At 42.9% G+C, this 23,631-nt stretch carries 12 protein-coding genes; 11 read left to right on the forward strand and 1 reads right to left on the reverse strand.

Annotated elements, in window-relative coordinates; translation table 11 throughout:
- Positions 1 to 19 precede the first annotated feature (19 nt).
- Entirely contained in the window at positions 20 to 3,277 is a 3,258-nt protein-coding gene (locus NQ505_RS10650) for a SusC/RagA family TonB-linked outer membrane protein (RefSeq protein WP_004301515.1), read from the reverse strand.
- A gap of 346 nt (positions 3,278 to 3,623) precedes the next feature.
- On the opposite strand from NQ505_RS10650, the gene NQ505_RS10655 reads away from it, so the two are divergent.
- The 11 genes from NQ505_RS10655 to NQ505_RS10705 all read left to right on the forward strand — a co-directional run bounded on the left by NQ505_RS10655 (position 3,624) and on the right by NQ505_RS10705 (position 23,630).
- A complete protein-coding gene (locus tag NQ505_RS10655) occupies positions 3,624 to 4,418 on the forward strand; it encodes a LiaF transmembrane domain-containing protein (RefSeq protein ID WP_004301517.1) in 795 nt (264 codons plus the stop codon).
- A gap of 3 nt (positions 4,419 to 4,421) precedes the next feature.
- On the forward strand, positions 4,422 to 5,240 hold the full coding sequence (locus NQ505_RS10660; protein ID WP_004301518.1) for a LytTR family DNA-binding domain-containing protein: 819 nt from the start codon (positions 4,422 to 4,424) through the stop codon (positions 5,238 to 5,240).
- Positions 5,241 to 5,358: 118 nt separating this feature from the next.
- The gene (locus tag NQ505_RS10665; RefSeq protein ID WP_009000419.1) at positions 5,359 to 6,888 is read left to right on the forward strand and encodes a pectate lyase; all 1,530 of its coding nucleotides are present in this window, start codon (positions 5,359 to 5,361) and stop codon (positions 6,886 to 6,888) included.
- A 395-nt stretch (positions 6,889 to 7,283) separates the two neighbouring features.
- Positions 7,284 to 8,168: a hypothetical protein gene (locus NQ505_RS10670; RefSeq protein ID WP_004305286.1), complete on the forward strand. Its 885-nt coding sequence runs from the start codon at positions 7,284 to 7,286 to the stop codon at positions 8,166 to 8,168.
- Positions 8,169 to 8,180: 12 nt separating this feature from the next.
- Positions 8,181 to 9,986: a DUF5123 domain-containing protein gene (locus NQ505_RS10675; protein ID WP_008650719.1), complete on the forward strand. Its 1,806-nt coding sequence runs from the start codon at positions 8,181 to 8,183 to the stop codon at positions 9,984 to 9,986.
- A gap of 34 nt (positions 9,987 to 10,020) precedes the next feature.
- Entirely contained in the window at positions 10,021 to 12,408 is a 2,388-nt protein-coding gene (locus NQ505_RS10680; RefSeq protein ID WP_009000420.1) for a BACON domain-containing protein, read from the forward strand.
- A gap of 44 nt (positions 12,409 to 12,452) precedes the next feature.
- A complete protein-coding gene (locus NQ505_RS10685; RefSeq protein ID WP_004305284.1) occupies positions 12,453 to 15,665 on the forward strand; it encodes a SusC/RagA family TonB-linked outer membrane protein in 3,213 nt (1,070 codons plus the stop codon).
- Between the two features lie 25 nt (positions 15,666 to 15,690).
- The gene (locus NQ505_RS10690) at positions 15,691 to 17,592 is read left to right on the forward strand and encodes a RagB/SusD family nutrient uptake outer membrane protein (RefSeq protein ID WP_009000421.1); all 1,902 of its coding nucleotides are present in this window, start codon (positions 15,691 to 15,693) and stop codon (positions 17,590 to 17,592) included.
- 20 nt (positions 17,593 to 17,612) lie between these two features.
- Positions 17,613 to 19,265 carry a DUF5123 domain-containing protein gene (locus NQ505_RS10695; protein WP_009000422.1) on the forward strand — a complete coding sequence of 551 codons (1,653 nt, stop codon included), beginning with the start codon at positions 17,613 to 17,615 and terminating at the stop codon, positions 19,263 to 19,265.
- A gap of 55 nt (positions 19,266 to 19,320) precedes the next feature.
- On the forward strand, positions 19,321 to 21,177 hold the full coding sequence (locus NQ505_RS10700) for a fimbrillin family protein (RefSeq protein WP_009000423.1): 1,857 nt from the start codon (positions 19,321 to 19,323) through the stop codon (positions 21,175 to 21,177).
- 41 nt (positions 21,178 to 21,218) lie between these two features.
- On the forward strand, positions 21,219 to 23,630 hold the full coding sequence (locus NQ505_RS10705) for a pectinesterase family protein (RefSeq protein WP_009000424.1): 2,412 nt from the start codon (positions 21,219 to 21,221) through the stop codon (positions 23,628 to 23,630).
- The last annotated feature ends 1 nt before the right edge of the window (position 23,631 follow it).

Raw genomic sequence — 23,631 nt, forward strand, 5'->3', positions numbered from 1 at the left:
AATCTGTTTAATGTTTTAATTAGAATGTAACGTTAATACCACCCACAAATGTGCGGCTCTTAGGATAAGCGGCGTAATCTATACCTGGAGTCATCGCATTTTTCTTACTGCTTGTATCGACTTCAGGGTCTGCTCCGCTGTAGTTAGTCCAACAGAACAGGTTATATCCTGTCAGATAGATTCTCACATTCTGCATAAACGCTCTCCTTACAATTGTTTTCGGAAGAGAGTATCCGATAGTGATGTTATTCAAACGCAGGAATGAGGCTTTTTCTACTGCATAATCAGTCAGCTGCATGGTAGTAGCGCTGGCCGGATTGTACATATTGGCGTTAGCGTTTATTTCATTCAGACGTAATCCTGCTGTTGTCATGTCTCCATAGGTATTGAGGACATCTGTAGAGCTGGACGACAGGTTCAAACCAGTTTCCGGATCAATCCATGTGTAACGGTTAGACAGTCTGAAATCATTGTTTAAGTTATAACCGGTTCTTGAACCTGAACGGAAAGAAGCTGCCAGTTTTGTTCCATTGACAATTACATTTCCGAGAGAGTAGTTGAAGAATACATTGAAGTCGAAATTACCTACGCGACCATCGAATCCAAAACCACCGGTTGTAGGAGCGATAGTGTTACCCAAACGTTGTTTGAGAGGGTTACCATCTTTATCACATTCCAGTTTCAAACCACCCGGATAGTATTTACCACCGGTGATAGTAGGACTGTTATCTTGCATTCCGTCTTTTAATCCCCATTCGCTACCTGCCCAAACCAGTTCGCCGGTAGGGTTGGTGACAGGATCATATACGGTATAATAACCGTTTGTCTTATATCCCCAAACTTCACCCAAACGTCCGCCTTTCTCTACGCGGAAGTCTTCGTATTTGGCCATTGTACTACCTGACCAGTTACTACTTTGCCAGGGAGAGTCTGTATTCAGTTTATCAATGCGGTTGCGGTTGTAAGCAATGTTGGCATTGAAGTTCAAAGAGAAATTCTTTTTATCAAATAAAACAGCACTAACAGACAATTCTACACCTTTATTGGATGTCTGTCCGAAGTTCTTGTACTGATAGTTATATCCAGAGAGAGAAGGAATTTCAGTACGCATCAATAAGTCTCTGGTTGTATTCCAGTAAAAGTCGATAGCACCGGAGATACGATTGTTCCAGAATCCATAGTCAATACCGATGTTACGGGTAACTGTTGTTTCCCACTTCAAATCGGGGTTGTATAAGTTCGTTCCATGTTCCAACATGGTAGTGCTTTCTCCGTTGAAGAAAGGATTGCGTGCATCATTACCTCCCAAAGAGTAAGTGGTGGAAAGCAAACCGGAATTGATACGGTTGTTACCGGCAGTACCGAAGCTTAAACGTAGTTTCAAAGCTGACAGCCAGTCTTGAGTGTTACTCATGAAAGCCTCGTCAGAGATACGCCATGCCAAAGCTGCTGACGGGAAAACACCCCAACGATTTCCGGAACCGAACTTGCTCGAACCGTCTGCACGTACTGTAACAGCAAGCAAGTATTTATCCATCATAGTATAGTTCACACGACCAAAGAATGATAATATGTTTTCTTTTGCAGCAATGGTAGATTGGTTGGCTAAAGCTTTGCCCGAACCCATATTTGCTTTCATATCATCGAAATTCATAGTAACAGGGAAAGCTACAGATACATTTTCTATTGATTTCCTTTGGCTGCTGCTTACTTCATGTCCGATCAATACATTGAGTTTATCACGACCTTTGAACAGTTTTTTGTTATCATAGGTCAATGTGTTGGCATTACGCCAGCTCATCGTCTTTTCTCTCAATAGGTAGGCTTGTGGCTGACCGTTATATCCATATTTAGAATTAGATACTGCATCTACTCCCCAATACTGTTCTGTATCGTCAAACTTCCATCCATATCCGAATTCGGAACGGAATGTCCAGTTCTTGAATGGTTTCCAGTTTAAACCTACATTGTAGTTCTGGTTGAAAGTATTGCGGGTTTTATCTGTTGCAAGCAGACGTTCCAATGGAGATTTCTGTTGTGCCGAACTGTTTTCTTCGTCGTCATCACTGTATTTAAGTGAATCAACCGGACGGAATACGGTAGCATTAGCCACAGTTGAATTGGCAGCATTGGATTCATTGGTATCAGCACCACCACCTAAACCGTCAATGGTAGAGTAACTTAACCGGGCGTTAAAGTCCAGTGTCATCCATTTATTCAGTTCTGATTTAATTTTTGCATTTACATTGTCTTTTTTGAAGCCGGAATTAAGCATGATACTTTTTTCTTCATTATGGGCATAGCTGACACTATAAGTCATTTGCTTGGTTCCGCCACTTACATTAATGTTATATTGTTGCTGGTTTCCAGTACGTCCGAACATCTCGTCTTGGTAATCGGTACCATCAATAGAACGCCAGATATCCATATCGGCAAAGTTTCCATAATCCAGAGAACCGATTTCACGCTGATAAGCAACGAAATCGTAAGGACTCAAGACTTCAGTCAGTTTGGTTACCTGTTTAAAACCGAAAGAAGCACCGAAGTCTACTTGCGTTTTACCTTCTTTTCCGCTCTTGGTAGTAATGATGATTACACCATTTGCACCACGGGCACCATAAATGGCTGTGGAAGAAGCATCTTTCAATACGTCGATGCTTTGAATTTCCGAGGGAGCGATATCACTAATGCTTGAAACAGGGAAACCATCTACAATATATAAAGGAGAGTTATCCTGTGATAGTGAACCACCACCGCGAACACGGATCTTTATATCTGCATCGGGAGAACCTTCAGTAGTAGTAACACTAACTCCGGCAAGTTTACCGGTAAGGGCTTCAGATGCACTTGCTACTGGTATAGCAGCTAAGTCTTTGGCACTAACAGAGGCTACAGAACCGGTTAAATCTCTTTTATTGACCGTACCGTAACCAATTACTACGACTTCGTCCAAAGCTTTCGAGTCGTCGACCATTTGTACATTAATTGTTTTTCTACCTTGAACGGCTACTTCTTGAGTTTTCATACCTATGTATGAAATAACCAATGTTTTTTTGCCATCAACTTTAATAGAAAAATTACCATCTAAATCTGTAATCGTACCATTGGTAGTATTACCTTTTTCTACAACAGAGGCCCCAATAACAGGCTCTCCGCTGGTGTCTTTCACGTTACCTTTTACGGTAATCGTTTGCGCAGATACGCTAAGCGATATTGCTGAAAATAGTATTAGCAATAAGGAGCGCATGTTTTTCACTTTGTTAGACATTCTTTGCATGTTTATTAATTAATGGTTGTTGTTTGATATTTCATAAAAATCCCGATGAGAGTTCATTCATCGCTACAAAAGTATGAGAATGAAGATATAGTGATGTGCAATATTTGTTTTTCACCTCGTATTTTTTGTTTTTTAGTTTGTTGCGAGGTGTAGTTATTAGCTTTGAAGGGTGTTATTTGTGTTCTAAAGGCCGGCAAATATACGAATCAGAGATTTATAAATTGATTTTTTCACCGGTTTTTATCCGGCATTCATCGGAATTTATACCGTAAATCAACTGAAAAGCCTGTGGAAGCATAGGGAAATGATATATCTTTGAACCATTAATCAATTAATAATAGAAACAATGGAAGAGAAACAAAATTTTCCCCGTGCTACAGGCTTTTCCGGTAAAATACTGATAGCTTTGCTTTTTATCCTTTCCGGGATTCTACTGTTTGCCCGTAATATGGGATGGATAACTTCAGAAGTATTTGATTTGATCGTATCCTGGCATTCACTCCTTATATTATTAGGTATATATGCAATGATTCGCCGCCATTTCATCGGTGGAATCATCCTTTTTCTGGCGGGTGTCTATTTTCTGATAGGAGGACTTTCCTGGTTGCCGGAAAATTCACAGGCAATGGTGTGGCCCCTCGCTCTGATAATAGCAGGTGTTTTATTTATCTTCAAACCCGGCAGAAATAAGAGGGCGCAATGGGCTCGTCAGCATACAATGGAACATCGTCGGCAATGGATGAAGATGCATCAGGGTAGACCCGGCATGAACTTTGAGAGTGAGCAACAACAATCGGAATCAGTAGATGGCTTTTTGCGTTCGGAGAATGTCTGGGGAGCTGCACGTCACGTAGTACTTGATGAGTTGTTTAAAGGAGCCATGATTCGTACCTCTTTCGGGGGGACGACTATTGATCTTCGCCATACCCATATTGCACCGGGAGAAACCTATATTGATTTGGATTGCAGTTGGGGAGGAGTCGAGATTTATGTCCCGTCGGATTGGACAGTCGTCTTCAAATGCAATGCTTTCTTTGGAGGATGTGATGACAAACGCTGGCAAAATGGGAATGTAAACAAGGAGAATATATTGGTCATTCGTGGAACGCTTTCTTTCGGAGGCTTGGAAGTTAAAGACTAGCGTATGAAACCACATCCGATAATAGATTATCCATTCCGCTGGATTCCGATGCTGGTGCTGGCGTTTATTCTGGTTGCGACACAGGTGGCTTTAGTCTGTGGATATACCGGAAACGACTATCTTCCTGCTCTGGTAGATGGAGTGGCAACAATTGGTTGGCTGGCAGCCATAGCCTATTTGGCCTGGTTTGTGGTCGGTCTTGTTTCGTTGTTCCAGACGGATATAATCATGATAATCGTTGGAAGCCTATTATGGCTGGCGGGTAGTTTTATGATCTGTGATATCATGGTGAGGATTGTAGGCATATCCTATATTCCTTTTGTGCAGACCATACCTTTCCGGTTATTGTTCGGGCTGCCAACCTTGATTGCCATTACTTTATGGTATCGCCTGATCGTAACTAAAGAAGAAGTACAGAATCAGGAACTGGATAAAGAATTGGCTGCACATCAGCTAACTGTGACCGAACAACAAGGAGAACCACAGACAGAATTAATAGATCGCATTACGGTGAAAGACGGTTCCCGCATTCATCTGGTAAAGACAGACGAACTGATCTACATACAAGCCTGTGGAGATTATGTAATGTTGATAACCCCTACCGGAGAATATCTGAAAGAACAAACTATGAAATATTTTGAGACCCATCTGTCTCCTGATACTTTTGTGCGTGTGCATCGTTCTACGATTGTCAACGTAACACAAATTTCGCGGGTCGAGCTTTTCGGAAAAGAAACTTATCAGTTGTTATTGAAGACTGGCGTGAAACTTAAAGTAAGTCTTTCCGGTTACCGGTTATTAAAAGAGCGGCTGGGGATCTAAAATTTGTTCAATCTTATCATAAAAACTGATTTTTCCCCCATATCGGTCAAAAAATGAATGTCAGAATGAAAAGCTTCCACTACTTTTGTTTCCATCATCTAATAATGTGAATAAGGAAATGAAAAGAAAATTAGTTTATGTTTGTCTGCTGGCAATGGTTGCGGGAGGAATGATGTCCTTTTCCTATGACATACCCGAAAAACAGGAGACAGGCGGCCGGGAAGATCGAGTGATCTCTTTTCCCGGAGCTGAAGGACACGGTAGATACACGACAGGCGGCCGTGGTGGTAAAGTGTATCATGTGATTTCTTTGGAAGACGATGGTTCGCAGGGGACTTTACGTTGGGCTTTGAAACAAAATGGACCTAAAACGATTGTCTTTGATGTGGCAGGTACGATTCATCTGAAATCGGAATTACGAACAGGGAAAGATCATCTCACCATTGCAGGACAGACTTCTCCCGGAGGAATCTGTCTGGCTGATTATGGCTTTTCTATTAATTCTAATAATGTAATTATCCGTTTTCTTCGTTTCCGCCCCGGAGAAGCCAGTGGGAAAGAACCCGATGGGTTGGGCGGCTGTGATAAGAAAGATATTATGGTAGACCATTGCTCTGTCAGTTGGAGTGTAGATGAATGTCTTTCCGTTTATGGTATGGAAAACTCTACGGTACAATGGTGTATTGGCTCTGAAGCATTAAGAAAAGCGACTCATGTAAAAGGGGCACATGGATATGGAGGCAATTGGGGAGGACATAAAGCTTCTTATCACCATAACCTGATCGCTCACTGTGAGAGTCGCGTGCCTCGTCTGGGCCCTCGTCCTTCTACATTAGCTCTTGGCGAATGTGTTGATATCCGGAATAATGTTTTCTACAACTGGGCTGGAAACGGCTGCTATGGCGGGGAAGATCAGCATGTCAATATCGTCAATAACTATTATAAACCGGGACCGGCAACAAAACAGGCTTCCAAACAGGTGCAATATCGTATTGCCAAAGTCGGAGTTTATCCGCAAGCTTATGTTTACGTTGATGGAGAACCCAAAAAGAACTTAGCTTTTCAACCTTACCTGCAGAAATGGGGAACTTTCTATATTGATGGAAATAAGATAGAAGGTAACAACAAAGTTACTGCCGATAACTGGACGGACGGAGTCTATGCCCAGTTGAAGAATGATGAAAAAGTAGATTTCCTCTGGACAGAAGATGCCAAAGAATCTATCCGTCTGAAAGAACCTCTTGATTTTGGAGTAATCACTACTTATTCGGCTGACAAGGCTTATGAACAGGTGATGAACTATGCAGGTTGCTGTAATTATCGTGATGAAGTAGACAAACGTATCATCTCCGACACCCGGAAAGGAACGGCAACTTTCACCGGAGAAGGAAATAAACCCGGATTTATCAATAGCCCCAAAGACACAGGCGATTCTCCCTGGCCGGAATTATCAATAGCAGGTCTTTCGGCACCGGTAGATTCGGACGGTGATGGCATACCTGATGAGTGGGAAATAAAAAACGGACTTGATCCGAATAATCCCGTAGATGGAAATACAAAAACGAAAGATCCGAATGGACAATATACGAATCTTGAGGTATATTTGAATAGTTTGGTGCAACATATAGTCGATGCACAGAACAAATAGGTAATCAGCAATTCCCCGTTCAATGCGGAGAATTTAGATGATATGCCCTTCAGGTGTTTTATGATAACATTTGAAGGGCATATCTTTTTTGTGCATGGCTATACCAGAGGGGCACTTTTTTACCCCAGTCCGTTTTTTACTCCTTTTCTACTAAATCTTACTCTATCTTCTCTTGCTTAATCCTCAATTTTGCACTGGTGAAAGAACAAAAAAATCACTCTAGCGAAAAACATCATTAATGTACAATGAAAATCTAAACAAATGAGAAACATGAAGCCAGCACTTATAATAGCCAATCCTCCTTAGGCTTGAATCCGCCTTTTAAAGAAAAAGGGCATAGAATTTTTATTCTTTTAATAATTGTATATCTTTAAATTATATATAAACTAATATTTATGAAACATCTAGCAAGTTTATTTCTTCTGTCATTTCTGCTTTGCTGTTCTTGTTCACAGCAAATGGATGATGAATGGAAACCGAATGAACAACTTCCCAATGTGCCCGAAACCCACCCGGTTGGCGTTTCTTTCAGTAGGGCTAGTCTTGAAACTTTTGCTGAACATGGAATTACAGAGGTCGGTGTTTATGTCTACCTGCAAGATTCCATGGTATATGGAAAAAATCTCCCTTTAAATAATGGAGATTTAAAAGTCGACCTTCCTTTAGGAGAAAATCTGCAAACCTTCATCGTGGCAAATGCCGATCATCTGGTGGATACAGATAGTCTTTCCAAAGTGGTAGTTTATCAGGATGCTCATATTCAAAAGCCGGTTTATATTTCGGATGTCGTAGGCTTTACTTCAGATAACTCGGTCAGTTCGCTCAACGTAGAATTGAAACGTTTAGTCGGGCAAGCAGTGTTCCAGCCGAAAGAGACGGAGGAGGAATTGAGTGCTATCACTCGTTTTGACCAGTTGAATGTCACTTTTACAAATGTGGCAATAGGCTATAAAGTAAAGAGTAAAGAATGTATTACAGAAAATGTGACCATCTCCACTAATCTTTCTACCGGCTTTGGAGCTTCGGTTTATTCATTTCCCACAGTGAATGGAGATTCCAGAACATCTATAGATGTGGTATATCTGAAAGGAGGCGAGGAGGTGAATCGCATCATCAGCCCTCTTGATACCGGTATAGGCTTTGAGTCTTCCAAGCGTTCTACCGTACATATGAAAATTACGGATGAGAATTACTTGGACGAGCCGTGGCCTTCGGTACGCACAGTCATGTATAAGAGTACATCCACTCAACCGTTTACAATAGAAGTTTCAGAATTTTAAAACAGGAGTTATATGAGAAATATATTCTATTCACTGACGGGAATAATGCTCCTGTTGGGAATAACAGCTTGTTCGGAAGAAGAACGATATGCCACTTCGGTAGTAAAAGAGATACAACTGTTTCTGGATGACGAACCGTGGGCGGTGAACACAGGTGCCTCTAACAAACCCCTGTTTATCTATACAGCCGATGGTGAGTATGTAGCCAACTATTCGTCGCTTTATCGCTTTCAGTTGCCCAATGGGAGTTATAACATTATTTCTACCACACAATCCGATTCTATTCCCAGTCCGAAGAATCTGAATGATATTGTGATACATCAGGATCCGACGGCTAAAACAAAATATGCCATTTCGGCACCGGTGACGTATAAATCCCCGTTCGACGAACCGCTTAGTGTGCGTATGTACAATCGTACAGGTGTGCTTCGTCTGAAGTCTACCGATCGTAAATCGGATAAAAGCTACTCGAAATTACGCGCAGTCGTTTCTTCACCAATATCAGGATATAAACTATCGGATGCTACTTTTGTAAAAGCTCCGACAGATGTGCAACGCGAGAAAGAGACAACAACCGGTGGAGTGAACTACACCGATGACTTTGTATTGTTTCAAACGCAAAGCGAAGGCGGAACAGTATCCGTGCGTATCGACTATCTGGATAAGAATAATACGGTAGTCCAATCTAAAGCTATCGATGGCACATTCCCTATCTTGCCTGATGATACGGTACAAGTGGCATTTGCACTGAACAACGTAGATGAACCGATCATACAAGATTACACTGTAACAATTGCTTCGGAAGGATGGAACGAAGAAGATATCAATCCGGAAGCTCCGATGAGAATTCCTGACGGATACAGATATGTAAGTCCGGAAGAGAACCTTGAATCAATCTGTAAATCAATGCTGGCGGATGCTTCTGTAAATGAGGTGAAACTTTTCCTGAAAGCAGGTGCTACCTATAAATTAGGTACACAGACCGAAATACCGAAAGCTCTCTACATCATGGGACAGGCACCGGGTGATGGTGAAGAATTGGCATTTATGGAAATGGGCAACATGAGTATCAACTGTCCTGATGCCATTATTGAAGCCTTCCACTTCGAGAATCTGAAAATAAAGGTGACAACTTCCGATTTCTTTAAGTTTAAAAACCAAGCTTTCCATGTATCTACTATCTCTTGGAAGAACTGTGAAATCAGCGATTTGGTACGTACAATGTGGTATCAGGAAGTAGATGCTGCACAGAAACAGATTGCCGATCATATTGTGATTGAGAATTGTCGTTTCTTAGGTTTGAATTCCGGTGGAAGTGGCCTGTTCGGTCTTTCTACCAAGCAGGACGCGCCGGTACACAACTTTGTGTTCAAGAACTCTACGTTCCATGCCAACAATCTGACAAGAGCTTTGATAACCGGTTTGGGCAGTATGACAGGCGAATTGAATGTGACAATAGAGAATTGTACATTTGTGAGTATGGCTCCTGCTGCAATGACCTTCTTCGACTTAAATCCGAAGAATACCTCTTCATTCCACTTAGTTGTCCGTAATAATCTCTTTAGTGGTGTTTGTGAAGTCGGACAGGGAACTTGGTTCACTACAAGAAACGTCACAAGCAAGACTTTCGAGAATAACTATCGCACCAATGGCTTTGTAGTGGCTAACTGGGGAGTTGATACTGCTGAAATACCGGTAGAAACAGCTCTCCCTATGGAAACACTCTTCAAAGATGTGGCTGGTAGAGATTTCACTATTACCGATAAAAACTCCGAAGTATATACAAATGGAATTGGTGATCCGCATTGGATTAAATAATCAATAGAGTATTAACAATATAAAGATATAAAACATGAGATATTTTCTATTCATATTATTGGTAGGATTGTTGAGCGCATGTAGTTCGGACGACGAATCTAATGCGGGTGCAACAGCTGCCAAACTGGAAGTGTCGAAGAATGAGGTGAAGTTGAGTAACGTAGACGGTTCGTTTACAATCAACGTAACGGCTACCTCTACATGGACTGCCGAAGTGACCTCGACAGGCGACTGGTTGACTATATCAAAAAGCTCCGGAGAGGGGAATGGTGATCTCCGTTTGTTTTTTACCGAGAATACAGACGGTCCCAAGCGCACCGGAACAGTAAAAGTATCAATGTCGGGTGCAGGCTCGACATTGGAACAAGAGATTAGCGTAGAGCAACTGGGGGCCGATCCCGATATTTTGTTTGATTATTCATCAGACCCTTTGTCATTCCGGGGAGGTACATTCACCTGCAAAGTAGTGGCAAATGTGGAATGGGAACTGGAGATAGCAGCAGAGTACGACTGGATCAAGTTGAAGGAAGCAACTCCCAGAACCCGCAGTTTTGTGACGGATGAAGTAACATTTGCCGTAGATGCAAATGCAAACAAAACCAGAACAGCCGTCCTGATATTCAAATCCGTAGGAGATTATACATTGCAGCGTGTCCTGAAAGTGACACAAGACGGTGTAAGCGGTGAGGTGACGATAGAACAGGATGAGTATATCATTCCTTATAAATGTCCTAAACTGGTTATCTCGGCTCCGCAAGGAGAAAACCCGGTAGATTACGATGCTGTAATATCCGAGAGTTGGATTACGCAGGATAAGAAAAACTCTACTGCCAATGAAGTCGTATTGAATATCGAAAATAATGAAACAGTCTTCCCACGTACAGCAACGGTAGAGATGTTGGATAAAGTAATTACCATCTTCCAATATGGTAAACCCGATACAAGCATCGGTGACGATCATTCTACTTCTATACTCGCTTTCCCGGGTGCCGAAGGTGGCGGTCGTTTTACTACCGGTGGTCGTGGCGGCGAAATCTATCGTGTGACTACGCTGGCAGATTATAACAAAAACGAAACCCCTATTGAGGGCAGTTTACGCTACGGAATTGAGAAATCCAACCAACCACGCACCATCATTTTTGATGTATCCGGTATCATCGAACTGAAAAGAGGGCTGTATCTGAATGAATATCCTAATTTGAGTATCATTGGTCAGACCGCACCGGGCGACGGTATCACATTGAAGAATTACAACTTCACCTTTAACCTGTCGAAAGATCCGGCTATTGGTGCAGGTGGCAGTCTGAATGCTATTGTTCGTTTCTTGCGTTGCCGTCCGGGCGATCAGTTTGCCGATTATGGAGAAGATGCGATTGGCGGACGCTATTTCAAAGATGCCATTATCGACCATATTACAGCCGGATGGAGTGTGGATGAAACACTGACTTTCTATGGCGTACAGAACTTCACGGCACAATGGTGTATCGCTTCTGAAAGTATGAACCTGTCTAACCATGCCAAGGGTGCTCATGGTTATGGTGCTATGTTTAGTGGAGATAATGCTTCTTTCCACCACATACTGTTAGCACACCACGGTAGCCGCTGCCCGCGTATCTCCGATTTGTCTGCTCCCGGTACACAAGAATCTTATGACTTTACCGGATATTTCGATGTGAGGAATAATGTCTACTACAACTGGAGTGGAAGAGGACAAGGCAGTTACGGCGGAAAGTATGCTGCTTTCAACCTGACCAACTGCTATTATAAACCGGGACCAGCTACCGGAACAAACAACCGTTCTTACCGTATCCTGTCAAGTGATCCTACTGCCAGAGCTTATATCAATGGCAATTATGTGTTAGGTAACACAGGTGTCACGGCTGATAACTGGACAGAGGGTGTTTGGGGACAATTTGACTCCTCATTGGGTACGGTTCCTGAAGCGGAAAAGCAAGCTATGAAGATGGCAGATTACCAACCTTATAGCAAACTGACCAATCATACGGCTGAACAGGCTTACGATAGAGTGCTCGAATATGCCGGAGCTTCTTTGCGCAGAGATGTGATAGACCAGCGTGTGGTTCGTGAAGTGAGGAATGGTACTTACACCTATATAGGTTCCAAGCCCGAAGAAGATGGTAAAGCCAAACAACCGGGTATCATTGATACGGTATCAGATACTGAAGGTTACATTGATGTGAAATCATTGAAACCCTGGCCAGATACGGATGGTGACGGTATTCCTGATATTTGGGAAGAAGCTTACGGGCTGGACCCTAACGATCCGAGTGATGCACAAAAGATCAGTTCGTCAGTTGATCCTAACGGACGCTATCCGAACATCGAAGTTTATTTTCACAACCTGGTTCAGCATATCATTTACTATCAGAACCAAGGCGGAATAGTGATGGAAAAGAAATAATGGTGTGGAGCAAATAAATCTATTTACAATAAAAGCATAGAATGATGAATAAAATAATCATAAACATATTTATCCTGCTGTGGGTAGCGGTGGGTGCTATGGCACAGACTGCTACTGTGACCGGTACGGTGACCGACGACATGGGACCGGTGATTGGTGCCACAGTAACGGTGCAAGGCACTTCGATCGGTGCCACGACCGATTTGGACGGTAAATTTACATTGACTGGCGTGTCCAATGTAGCCAAGGCCGTGTTGATAGTTCGCTATGTAGGTATGGAAGAAGCAAAAGAACCGTTGAAAGGACGTACCTCGAACATTAATATCCACATGAAAGAAGCTGTCGGAATGTTGGACGATGTAGTCGTAATCGGCTATGGAACGCAGAAAAGAGGTAACCTGACCGGTTCTATCGCCAGCGTATCCGGCAAGATATTGGAAAAAGTACAGACCACTTCTGCTGCTGAAGCCATCGTCGGTAAGCTGCCGGGCGTACAGGTGACGGCTGTAGACGGCTCGCCGGATGCAGAAATCAAGATTTTGGTGCGTGGTGGCGGTTCTATTACACAAGATAACAGTCCGCTTATCATATTGGACGGATTTGAAGTGGGCAGCCTGAACGATGTTCCTCCTACCGATATTGAATCTATCGAGGTGTTGAAAGATGCGGCCTCTACGGCCATCTATGGTGCACGCGGTGCGAACGGTGTTATTTTGGTGACAACCAAACGTCCTGTTGAAGGACGGGTTGTCATTAGTCTGAACACTTATGTGCAGACCAAAGAACTTTCTAACAAGCTGGATGTGATGGACCCTTACGAATTTGTATTGATGCAATATGAAAATGCTCGTCAGAAAAGTTCTAACCCAACAGCTTTCAATAATAAGTATGGACATGCTTACGAACACTATATCTATCAAGGGAATGCCGGAAAAGACTGGCAGGACGAGGTGTTCGGTTCCAATCCGGTGGCTAAATATGTAGACCTTAGTGTGAATGGTGGTACGGAAAAAGCCAAATATAAACTATCCTTTATCCATCAGGACCAACCGAGTGTGATGGTAGGTAACGGACTGAAACAAAATAATATGAATGCTTCTTTCAACTTCAAGCCTTTTAAATTCCTGACGTTGGAATACCGCACGCGTTTGTTACATAAGGAAGTGGATGGATCCGGTACGGAAGGCGTTAGTTTGTTGACTGCTTTGCGCCAAAAACCTACTAAGGGTCTGGATGAATATATGAAACTTCCTGAAGACGATACGTATTTCGATCCCGATCAACTGGAAGAGGAAACTCTTTTTGATCCCAAAGAAGAATCGAAAAGAAATTATAAAAAGAGAATTAATAAGTCTCTCAATACGATGGGAGCTGTGACTTGGGATATTATGAAAGGTATGACTTTCCGTAGTGAATTTGGTTTCGAAAATAACTCTGAAGAACAACGCCGTTTCTGGGGTATGGAGACTAGTAAAGCTCGTAGCAACAATAACCAGCCGGTGGCGGAATGGAGCATGAAACAAGGTACTAAGTGGCAGCTTACCAACGTGTGGAACTACAACTTTATGCTAAAAGATGTACATGATATCCGTCTGATGTTGGGACAGGAAATCAAGCATAACCAGACTACTACCAAAACTTACTCTACCCGTTTTTTTCCGGAAAATATCACGGCAGAAAAGGTCTTTGATAATTTGTCGCTAGGTACTCCTTACGAGAACTCCTCGTCAGCGGCCTCTCCCTCGCGTATTTCTTCATTCTTTGGTCGTATCAACTATGGCTATAATGATAAATACCTTGCTACAGTAACGTTGCGTGCCGATGGCTCTTCCAAGTTTGCCAAAGGTAACCGTTGGGGATTCTTCCCGGCAGGAGCGTTGGCATGGCGTATCTCTAATGAAGACTTTTTGAAAGATAATCAGGTCGTTTCCAACTTAAAGTTGAGAGTCAGTTACGGTACTTCCGGTAATGACCGTATTGATGCCGACCTTTATCAGAAATTGTATGGTGTAAGCAGTTCCCGTCCTGCCGGCTGGGGAGAAAACAGTCACTATTACTACAATTTTTATAACTCTAAATATGTCTACAATCCCGATGTGAGATGGGAAACTACCATCACACGTAACATTGGTTTTGACTTCGGCTTCTTCAAAGAACGCATTAGCGGTACTGTTGATGTTTATTGGAATACAGTGAAAGATTTGTTGGTGCCTTCGGATATTCCCGGTTATACAGGTTACACTAAGCTGATGACCAATGTGGGACAAACGTCAAATCGTGGTATAGAACTTCAACTGAATGCCTGGCTGGTAGAGACGAAAGACTTTTCACTGAACGCTACCTTTAATATCGGTCATAATAAAAACAAGATTGACAAACTGGCAAGTGGTGAAAAAGAATGGATTCTCACTTCGGGTTGGAGAAATGATGTGGTGAACTCGGATGATTACCGTGCCTATGTGGGTGGTACCAGTGGTTTGATTTACGGTTATGTCAATGACGGATTCTATACCGTAGCCGATTTTGAATCCTTCGACTCCAAATCCAGAACATGGAAACTGAAAGAAGGAGTGGTAGATTCAAGCCCATTGTCCGACACTCCGCGTCCCGGTAATGCCAAGTTCAAGAAACTCACTCCGGTAGATCCTAACAGCACCAATCCTTATCAGTTGACAGAAGCCGACCGTACTGTTATTGGTAACACCACTCCGAAATTCTCGGGAGGTTTTGGCTTGAATGCTACTTATAAAGGGTTCGACATGAGTATGTTCTTCAACTTTATGTATGATTTTGATGTACTGAATGCCAACAAAATCATGCTGACCACGTGGGCGGACAATAAAGAGAACAACTTCCTGATGGACATTGCTTCGGATAAACGCTGGCGTAACTTCGATGACATGGGGAATGAGATCCGTTATAGTCCGGAAGTACTGGCAGAATTCAATAAGAATGCTACCATGTGGAATCCCACTTCCATCGGGCGCCCCATCTGTATGTCGTATGCCGTGGAAGACGGTTCGTTCCTGCGTCTTAATTCAGCTACCCTCGGTTACACCTTACCAAGTGTCTGGACGAAGAAAGTAGGTTTGAGTAAAGTACGTTTCTACGTATCGGGCAATAATCTGTTTACTCTCACCGGATATAGTGGTTATGATCCGGAGGTGAACATCGCTACCGGTTTGACACCCAATATTGATTATGACCGTTATCCGCGTAGCCGCACCTATACATTTGGCGCACAGTTGACTTTTTAATTGAAATCTATAAAATGAAAGAACAATGAATAAGAAACTAATATACTCACTCATTGCCGGAACTCTGTTCACTTTGACGTCTTGCGATGATTTTCTTGATGTGCAGCCCGGCTCCGGTTTTACTCCCGAGTACATATTTTCCAGCGAATCGGAGATGAAAGCGTTGATGACCCGCATCTACTCTTCCATGACGGAAGACGGGTTGTACGGAAGTAACCTTGCCAGCGGTTTGAATACGAATACCGATGTGGAGATGAGTTCGTTCAAGAACAACACTGTCAGTACCAATGGCTCGGATATCGGCTGTTTTGATTCCCGTCCCACTTGGTCGGTGTTGAATTCAACTTGGAATAATCTCTATTATGCTATCAACTATGCCAACGACTTTTTGCAGGCTGTGCAGGAGTCACCGTTGTTTTCCGATAAAGTAACAGGTGATACTCCCTCCGAGACACAACAGATGTATGGAGAAGTGAAAACGCTTCGTGCCATGCTCTATCTGGACTTGATTCGTACATGGGGAGATGTTGTGTTTGTTACCAAACCAACGGAAGCGACCGATGATTTCTTCAGCCTGGGTACTACCGACCGCAATGTCATTCTGGAATATCTGATCGACGACTTGATAGCTGTAGAACCGATGATGAAATATGCAGTCGATTTGGATTATGGCGTAGAACGTGCTTCACGCGAATATTGCCAAGCGCTTATCGGACAGTTGGCTCTCTATCGGGGTGGTTGGACTCTTCGTGCCGACAAAGAAGATGTGACTCACGTAGGTTACATGGAACGTGGCGATAACTTTGAACATTATTATGAAATTGCCGTCACTTATCTGGGAAAAGTGATCAAAGAAAGCAAACATGACCTTACTCAAAGTTTTGAAAACTTGTGGGTAAATGAATGTAACTGGAAGACTGCCAACAACGATGATGTCATGTTCGCTGTTCCGATGCTGAAAAGTGTCACCAGTCGTTATGGCTATAATATCGGTGTTACTATTGCAGAAGGTAAGCACTCTTATGGCAGCGCCCGCAACTATGTAACTTTCTGCGGTACGTATGTTTATTCGTTTGATAAGGATGATTTGCGTCGTGATATGACTTGTGTACCTTATAAATATGATAAAGACCTGAATCAGGAGATTGATATGGGAGTGACTGGTATGGGTGTTGGTAAATGGTCCAAACTCTATATGCAGTCTCCGCTGGGTGCTTCCAGTGGTTCTAATACAGGTATCAACAGTGTACGTATGCGTTTTGCAGATGTTTTGCTGATGTATGCTGAAGCAGTCAATGAACTTTACGGACCGCGTGACGATGCCAAAGAAGCACTGAAGCGTGTTCGCCGCCGTGCTTTCGATGCGGCTCAATGGACGGATAAAGTAGAAAGTTATGTAGAGAGCCTGACTAATGAAGCAGATTTCTTCCAAGCAGTCATGGATGAGCGTAAATGGGAGTTTGGTGGTGAAGGTATTCGTAAATACGATCTTGCGCGTTGGAATAAATATGGTGAAGTTATCTACAATCTTTATAACGAGATGACTAATTGGGGATTGGTAGCTAACGGAGCTTACGTACCAGGCATTGAGAAAGTACCGTCTAATATCTATTACAAGCAAGTGACGGACCCTGAACATTCTGATAGAAAGGTATTAGACATTGTAGGTATTGACGAATATGGTCCCGGTGTAGGTCGCCCTGCCGGTTACACAGTATTGGAGTATGCGTTGGGATGGAGAGTGTTGAACAAAGAAACACAGCTTTATGAAACGTTGGATGCTATTTCATGGAGTTTCCGTGGATTTATCAACAAAAACAACGATCAATTAGTGAAACCTACCGATCCTGTGAGATACCTGTGTCCTTATCCTGCAAAGGTTATAACAGACCATCGCGGATTGATTCGGAACTATTATGGATACTAATCAGTAAAAAGACAAACGTTATGATAAAGTTATTACGAAAACTTGCAACGGCTATGCTGCCCGCACTCCTTTGCGGCACCCTGTTCATAGGCTGCGAGGCAGATGATAAATATACGAAAGTAGACGACCTGTTCCAGCCCCGGTTTGTATTGGAGAAACCGGAGGTGAAAGCAAACTCTGTGACATTGGTATGGTATAAAGTGAACGATGCTACCTCTTATACGGTACAACTACATCAGGATCAATATTACACCAGCTTGTTTATGGAGATAGAAACCACTGATCCTTATGTGTTTATTGATGATATTCCTTACGGGACAACTTTCTATATTCGTGTACGCAGCAATGCTGCTAAAACAATCAACAATTCGCAATGGAGCTACGTCAGTGCTTCTACTGAAGCTCGTCCGGAGTATGCCAAGCTGGTGGAAGATGTATCTAAAACCGAGATTACGGAATCATCTGCTATCATTCGCTGGAAGAAAGACAACAAACAAAATCCGGTGGATAGCATAAGCATTATGCCTATGATGGATACGACTCTGCCGGGCGTTAGCCGCTATCTGACCATTGAAGAGATGATGCAAGGATATGCTGAAGTGGACGGATTGACGAAGAATACATTATACGCAGTCAACCTGTATGATACCAGTAAACCTCGTAAATATGACAAACCTTACAATCAGGTAACGTTCCGCACGGCTGGTCCGTCGGCCATGTCTATACAAGTTGGCTTGGAAGATGATTTATCTGCCATGTTATTGGACAACGATGTCGATCCTGAAGTGCCCGAAGGTACGGAATACTACTTGCCGGCAGGTTCTTCCTACCGTGTCACTCCGTTCTCTTTGATGAAGGGTTTCCGTTTGGCGGGCAGTCGTGACGGTGTTAAACCTGTTGTTGTCCTCGAAGGCAGTTGGAGCATTGCAGAAGGTTCTTATCTTTCCAGCTTAGAGTTCGATAATATCGAATTCCGTCATGAAGCAAACAATAATTACTTTATGAATACCAGCAAGGCATACACAATAGAGAATGTCAGCTTTGTAAATTGCGACTTTATAAGTCTTCGTCGTGGTTTCTGGCGTCATCAATCAGCTAATGCCAAGTACATTATGAATCTGGAAATGGAAGGATGCCGTTTCGAAGGTTGTGGATGGCAAACAAGTGCGTATGGTACATTTAATCTTCAGTCTTTCGATAAAGATAACGGAGTGTCTTATGATCAGGTAGACCGTGCCATCTTCCGCAACTGTACGTTTAGCAACGACAATGATGGAACCAATGGCTATGGCTGGGGTAACCTTTTCTATGCGCCTTATATGGATAAACCGATCGAACTGGAATATAAGAATGTGACTATCTACAATTACAGCCGTAACCAACGTCTGATTAACATTGAATCTGCCGTAGGTTCCAAATTGGTAATGCAGGGCATCCTGTTGGCATCTCCTTGCGGTGATTTGTATGCTATCGGTGCTAATACTACCACTACTTTCTCTGATAACTATACCACAGCGGATTATGCATTGGGCGGTAGCAAAATGAATGCGACAGATCTCGAGATTACAGCGGACAAACTGTTTGCCGATCCGGTTAATGGAGACTTGACGATTAAAGATACTTCTTCCCCGATAGTAAACAGTCGTGCCGGTGATACTCGTTGGTTGCCTTAAATTTAAATTGAGAATATGAACTTATATGATTAAGAATAAATTAAAAGATAATATTATGAATCTGAAACATCTATTTTTCTTAGCGGTTGCCGGAACGTTGGCAGTAGCTTGTAGTGAAGTTAATGAAAATTCTCTTACTGATGGCGATGGTCAAAGAATGCTTCGCACTATCAGTTCGGGCAACGATCGTTTCACTACACGATTGAATAGCGAAACCAGTGAATGGGAGAACGGTGATGCTATCGGTATATATATGTTCGATACAGAAGATAAGAATGTATTGAACGATGCCCTTAACGTGAAATATACGACGATTGGCGAGGGGCTTACGGCGAACTTCTCGTCCGATCCCGGAATAGCAATCTATGATATGCCTACGAATTTCGTAGCCTATTATCCGCATACTACATCTGCAGATGTTATTGATGCTACGGCAGCACTTTATAAAGTAGATGTTAGCGATCAGTCTAACGGTATCTCTGCCCACGATTTAATGTGGGCAAAGTCTGCCAACCAGTCTACAGAATCATTGTTGGCAGGTGGATTATCATTCACTTTCCATCATCAGTTAGTGCTTCTACGTGTCAAGATTACGAATGAAAACGTATCAAATGTAACAAGTATAACAGTAGGGGGGATGAACACCACAGCTATTTTTAGCCTGATAGACGGTAAATTGACTAACATGTATACACAGAAGTCTATTTCCCTGCAAAAAACAGGAGATAAATCTTTTATTGGTATCATGTTGCCTACTGAAGAGTTGATAAATAAAATGTCGCTCACTATCATGGCAGACGGTGGTAAGTATCAGTACACAGTGCCTGAAGGCAGCAAGATAGACAAGTTTGTTGCGGGCAATGAGTATACCTTCAATATCAATGTAGGAAAAGAGACTAGTGGGGAAATAGGCGGTGGCTCCGGCAGTAACACACCTTGGGGTGATGGTGGCAGCGAAGACGGCGACGGTGATAAAGTTTCAGAGAATGAAGCAATCCCTGCTGATTATGCTCAAAAAGCGATTAATGCAGAAACAAACCTGTCGACAATATTGTCCGGTGCTTCCGGTAAAGTTGCGTTAGTATTTGCTGCCAATGCAGAAGCTTATACCTTTAGCGATGCAATAGTAGTGCCCGAAGCTGTAACAGAGTTGTTGCTGATTGGTGATACAGAAAAACAAGTGAAGATGAATCTGAAACAGATACAATATACCAGTCTTCAAAAGATAGCATTGAATAACCTGGATATTACAGGTGATAACTCAACCGCTCTGCTGACTAACAATGAAACTGCCCAACTTGCTACTGATGCTGTAGTAGACTTTAAGAAGTGTAACTTTAGTAATATGAAGACTGTTTGTGACTGGCCAACCAGAAATGACGGAGTACAAAACTTACTTTCTGCCGTACTCATCGACAATTGTCTATTTGAAAACATGGAAAGTATTTTCAATTATTACGGCTCTAAAGCAATTACTATAACCAACTCTACACTTTATAAAATGACAGAACGTGCCGTTTATGTAAAAGATGCCAATGGTGTGGTTATCACTGTAGAAAATTGTACATTAGCAGATTTGGGCAAGACTCCTTTTGAAAGTCAATATGGTAACGGCAATCTCTACTATAAGAATAATATTTCAGCCTGCTTCGTTACAAGTAACCCTAACATAGGCTATAAAATGGATGTACGGGAATTCTCCGGTAACTATGCAGCGGCAGCTACCGAAGCCGGACAGCTGCCTGTATTGAATGTACATGGAAAAGCAATTGATGCCAATACTTTCCCTAATGCCTGGATAGATACGTCCAAAACAGTTACCGAACTGTTTGAAGATGCAGGAAACGGCAACTTCAAACTGAAAATTGATGCTCAAGTAGGTGACCCGCGTTGGTATAAGAATGTAAAATAACCATTGAATTACTCTTGTAATACTGATTAAACATTACAGTTATGAAATTATTTCATTCATTATTATATCCCTTGTTAGGTGGTTTGTTTTGCCTCTCTTGTTCGGATGATGAGCAAGATACAGGTACAAAACAACCTACTACTGCGGGAGAGGTTACCTTCGGTGTAGACCTCACAGGTTTCTCAACCCGTGTCACCCAAGACGGATCGTCATGGAATGACGGAGATAAGATCGGAACATACGTATTGGATATGAAGACTCTTGAACCTGTCACAGAAGCAGCGAATGTACCTTATGTCTGCTCGGAAGAGGGTGCGTCGGTTTCTTTCACTTCCACTACACCGCTGAAAGTGCAAAATGATGGAACACCGGTGAAGTTTGTGGCATACTATCCGTATAATGCCGATGTACGTAATTTTAATTATCCCGTGCAACTGGCCGCTCAAGAAAGAGGAAGTACGGCGTGCGACTTACTATATGCTGCCACGAAAGAAGAATACACCTACTCTCCGGAGAACGAACCCCATATCTCATTAAACTTTACCCATCGTCTGGCAAAAGTGATTCTGAAGTTTGTGAATATGGAAAAAGAACCGTTGGAAGTAAGTGATGTACGGATTGAGGGGATGCAAACTGCCGCTTCATTCAATATACAAACAGATGTACTGACGGTTGACGAAAGCTCTGTTGCTACAATCAACCCTTATCACAATGCTACAACAGGATTCTACGAAGCTATCATTCTTCCATCGGCATTGACAGACAGCTATAAAGTGTCTTTCGTATTGGACGATAGAGAGAAAGAGTGGATATTTACTAATTTGGACATTGCTTTGCCGCAATTCCACAAAGGTTATAGCTACACATTCGCACTCTACATAGACGACAGCGGCTTTGTAGAGATGGGACGTCTTGAAAATGTAGATGGTGGAAACTCATCTGCTCCCTGGGAAGACGGAAGCAGTGAGGATGGAACGGCCGAAGGTGACAAGACTCCTGTATCAGGATATGCCTTCACACCTGCCGACGGCACGCAGCAAGCACTAGCAGATACCGAACTGAAAATCGCCTTTGAAGGCACTGCACCCGAACTTGGTACGAGTGGTTGTATCCGCATCTATCGTATGAGCGACCATAAACAGGTAGATGAAATCAATATGGCAGAACGCAGACAGTCTATCGTAAACGGTCAGACCCAACTGAATACGTGGATGGATATTATCGGCGTTACGCCTACCGGTTCTTCCGTCAGTCGTCGTATCGTCAATTATTATCCGGCACGGGTGGAAGGTAAGAGTTTCATTATCAAGCCTCATCAACAGCGCTTACAACCCGACACCGAATATTATGTAACCATCGAACAGGCAGCAGTGAAACAAACAGACTTCAAGGGAGTATATGGCCGTGCATGGACGTTCAAGACGAAGCCGGCACCAACATTGACCGGACCGAACTATGAGGTGAAAATTAGTCACACCGACCCCAATGCTGACTTCTATACTTTGCAAGGTGCTATTGACTTCTGTGCCACACATGTCGATTTGAATGCTGCCAAGACATTCCGGATGGATGACGGTATCTATCAGGAGATTATCTACTTGCGCGATCAAAGCAACATCACAGTAAAAGGAAATGCTAGTGATAATACGGCTGTCAATATTCAATATGATAACAGCAATGATATTAACGGTGGTATAGGCGGCGGAACCAATATCGATCAGTTTGCCCCTACCGGCACTATTGTGCCCTCTTCCGGAGGTCGTTCGGTGGTGATACTCGATGGTAACAGTGATAAAATCCGCTTTGAAAATGTGACGATAGAGAATGCGTATGGCTGGACACTAGGCAAGAATGGTCAGGCCGAGGCACTTTATATTAACAACAAATCGGCTGCTTTTATCAATTGCTGTGTCTTGAGTTTCCAGGATACTTTGCTTCCCGGTGGAGGTTACAACTGGTTCAAAGATTGTTTCATAGCCGGAGCTACCGATTTCATCTGGGGGTCGGGTAAGGTGGTACTGTTTGAAGATTGTCAGATCCATGCACCTAGCGGTACACGTGCTGTAATGCAAGCGCGTGTCAGTGCGGGTTACTTGGGTTATGTATTCTTGAACAGCCGTTTCACGGTAGGCGAAGGCGTTACTAACTCTACTTTGATTTATCAGTTTGAGCCGGACAATCTGACCTTCTTAAACTGTACGTTTGCCGATGTGTACGGTCCTAACTTTGTAGGAGAGAATAAACCGCTGACACCGGCTGTACCTACTGTTGCCACCGGCTGCAAACTTTACAACTGCAAGACTGAATCGGGTTCTGATATTTATCAATCTATTCCGGCAACGGTGCGCAATACAGTGCTGCAACTTAGTAAGGAACAATACGATCAATACTTCGGTACACGTGAAACCATCATGAGTTGGGATGGCTATACCGATGCGGCTTGGTTCAAATAAT

It is taken from the genome of Bacteroides sp. D2, assembly GCF_025147085.1.
Classification (GTDB): Bacteria; Bacteroidota; Bacteroidia; order Bacteroidales; family Bacteroidaceae; genus Bacteroides.

Bases quoted from the DNA above. Each gene is read 5' to 3' on its own strand.
- NQ505_RS10650 (WP_004301515.1), bottom strand. From the start codon at position 3,277: ATGCAAAGAATGTCTAACAAAGTGAAAAACATGCGCTCCTTATTGCTA.
- NQ505_RS10655 (WP_004301517.1), top strand. From the start codon at position 3,624: ATGGAAGAGAAACAAAATTTTCCCCGTGCTACAGGCTTTTCCGGTAAA.
- NQ505_RS10660 (WP_004301518.1), top strand. From the start codon at position 4,422: ATGAAACCACATCCGATAATAGATTATCCATTCCGCTGGATTCCGATG.
- NQ505_RS10665 (WP_009000419.1), top strand. From the start codon at position 5,359: ATGAAAAGAAAATTAGTTTATGTTTGTCTGCTGGCAATGGTTGCGGGA.
- NQ505_RS10670 (WP_004305286.1), top strand. From the start codon at position 7,284: ATGAAACATCTAGCAAGTTTATTTCTTCTGTCATTTCTGCTTTGCTGT.
- NQ505_RS10675 (WP_008650719.1), top strand. From the start codon at position 8,181: ATGAGAAATATATTCTATTCACTGACGGGAATAATGCTCCTGTTGGGA.
- NQ505_RS10680 (WP_009000420.1), top strand. From the start codon at position 10,021: ATGAGATATTTTCTATTCATATTATTGGTAGGATTGTTGAGCGCATGT.
- NQ505_RS10685 (WP_004305284.1), top strand. From the start codon at position 12,453: ATGAATAAAATAATCATAAACATATTTATCCTGCTGTGGGTAGCGGTG.
- NQ505_RS10690 (WP_009000421.1), top strand. From the start codon at position 15,691: ATGAATAAGAAACTAATATACTCACTCATTGCCGGAACTCTGTTCACT.
- NQ505_RS10695 (WP_009000422.1), top strand. From the start codon at position 17,613: ATGATAAAGTTATTACGAAAACTTGCAACGGCTATGCTGCCCGCACTC.
- NQ505_RS10700 (WP_009000423.1), top strand. From the start codon at position 19,321: ATGAATCTGAAACATCTATTTTTCTTAGCGGTTGCCGGAACGTTGGCA.
- NQ505_RS10705 (WP_009000424.1), top strand. From the start codon at position 21,219: ATGAAATTATTTCATTCATTATTATATCCCTTGTTAGGTGGTTTGTTT.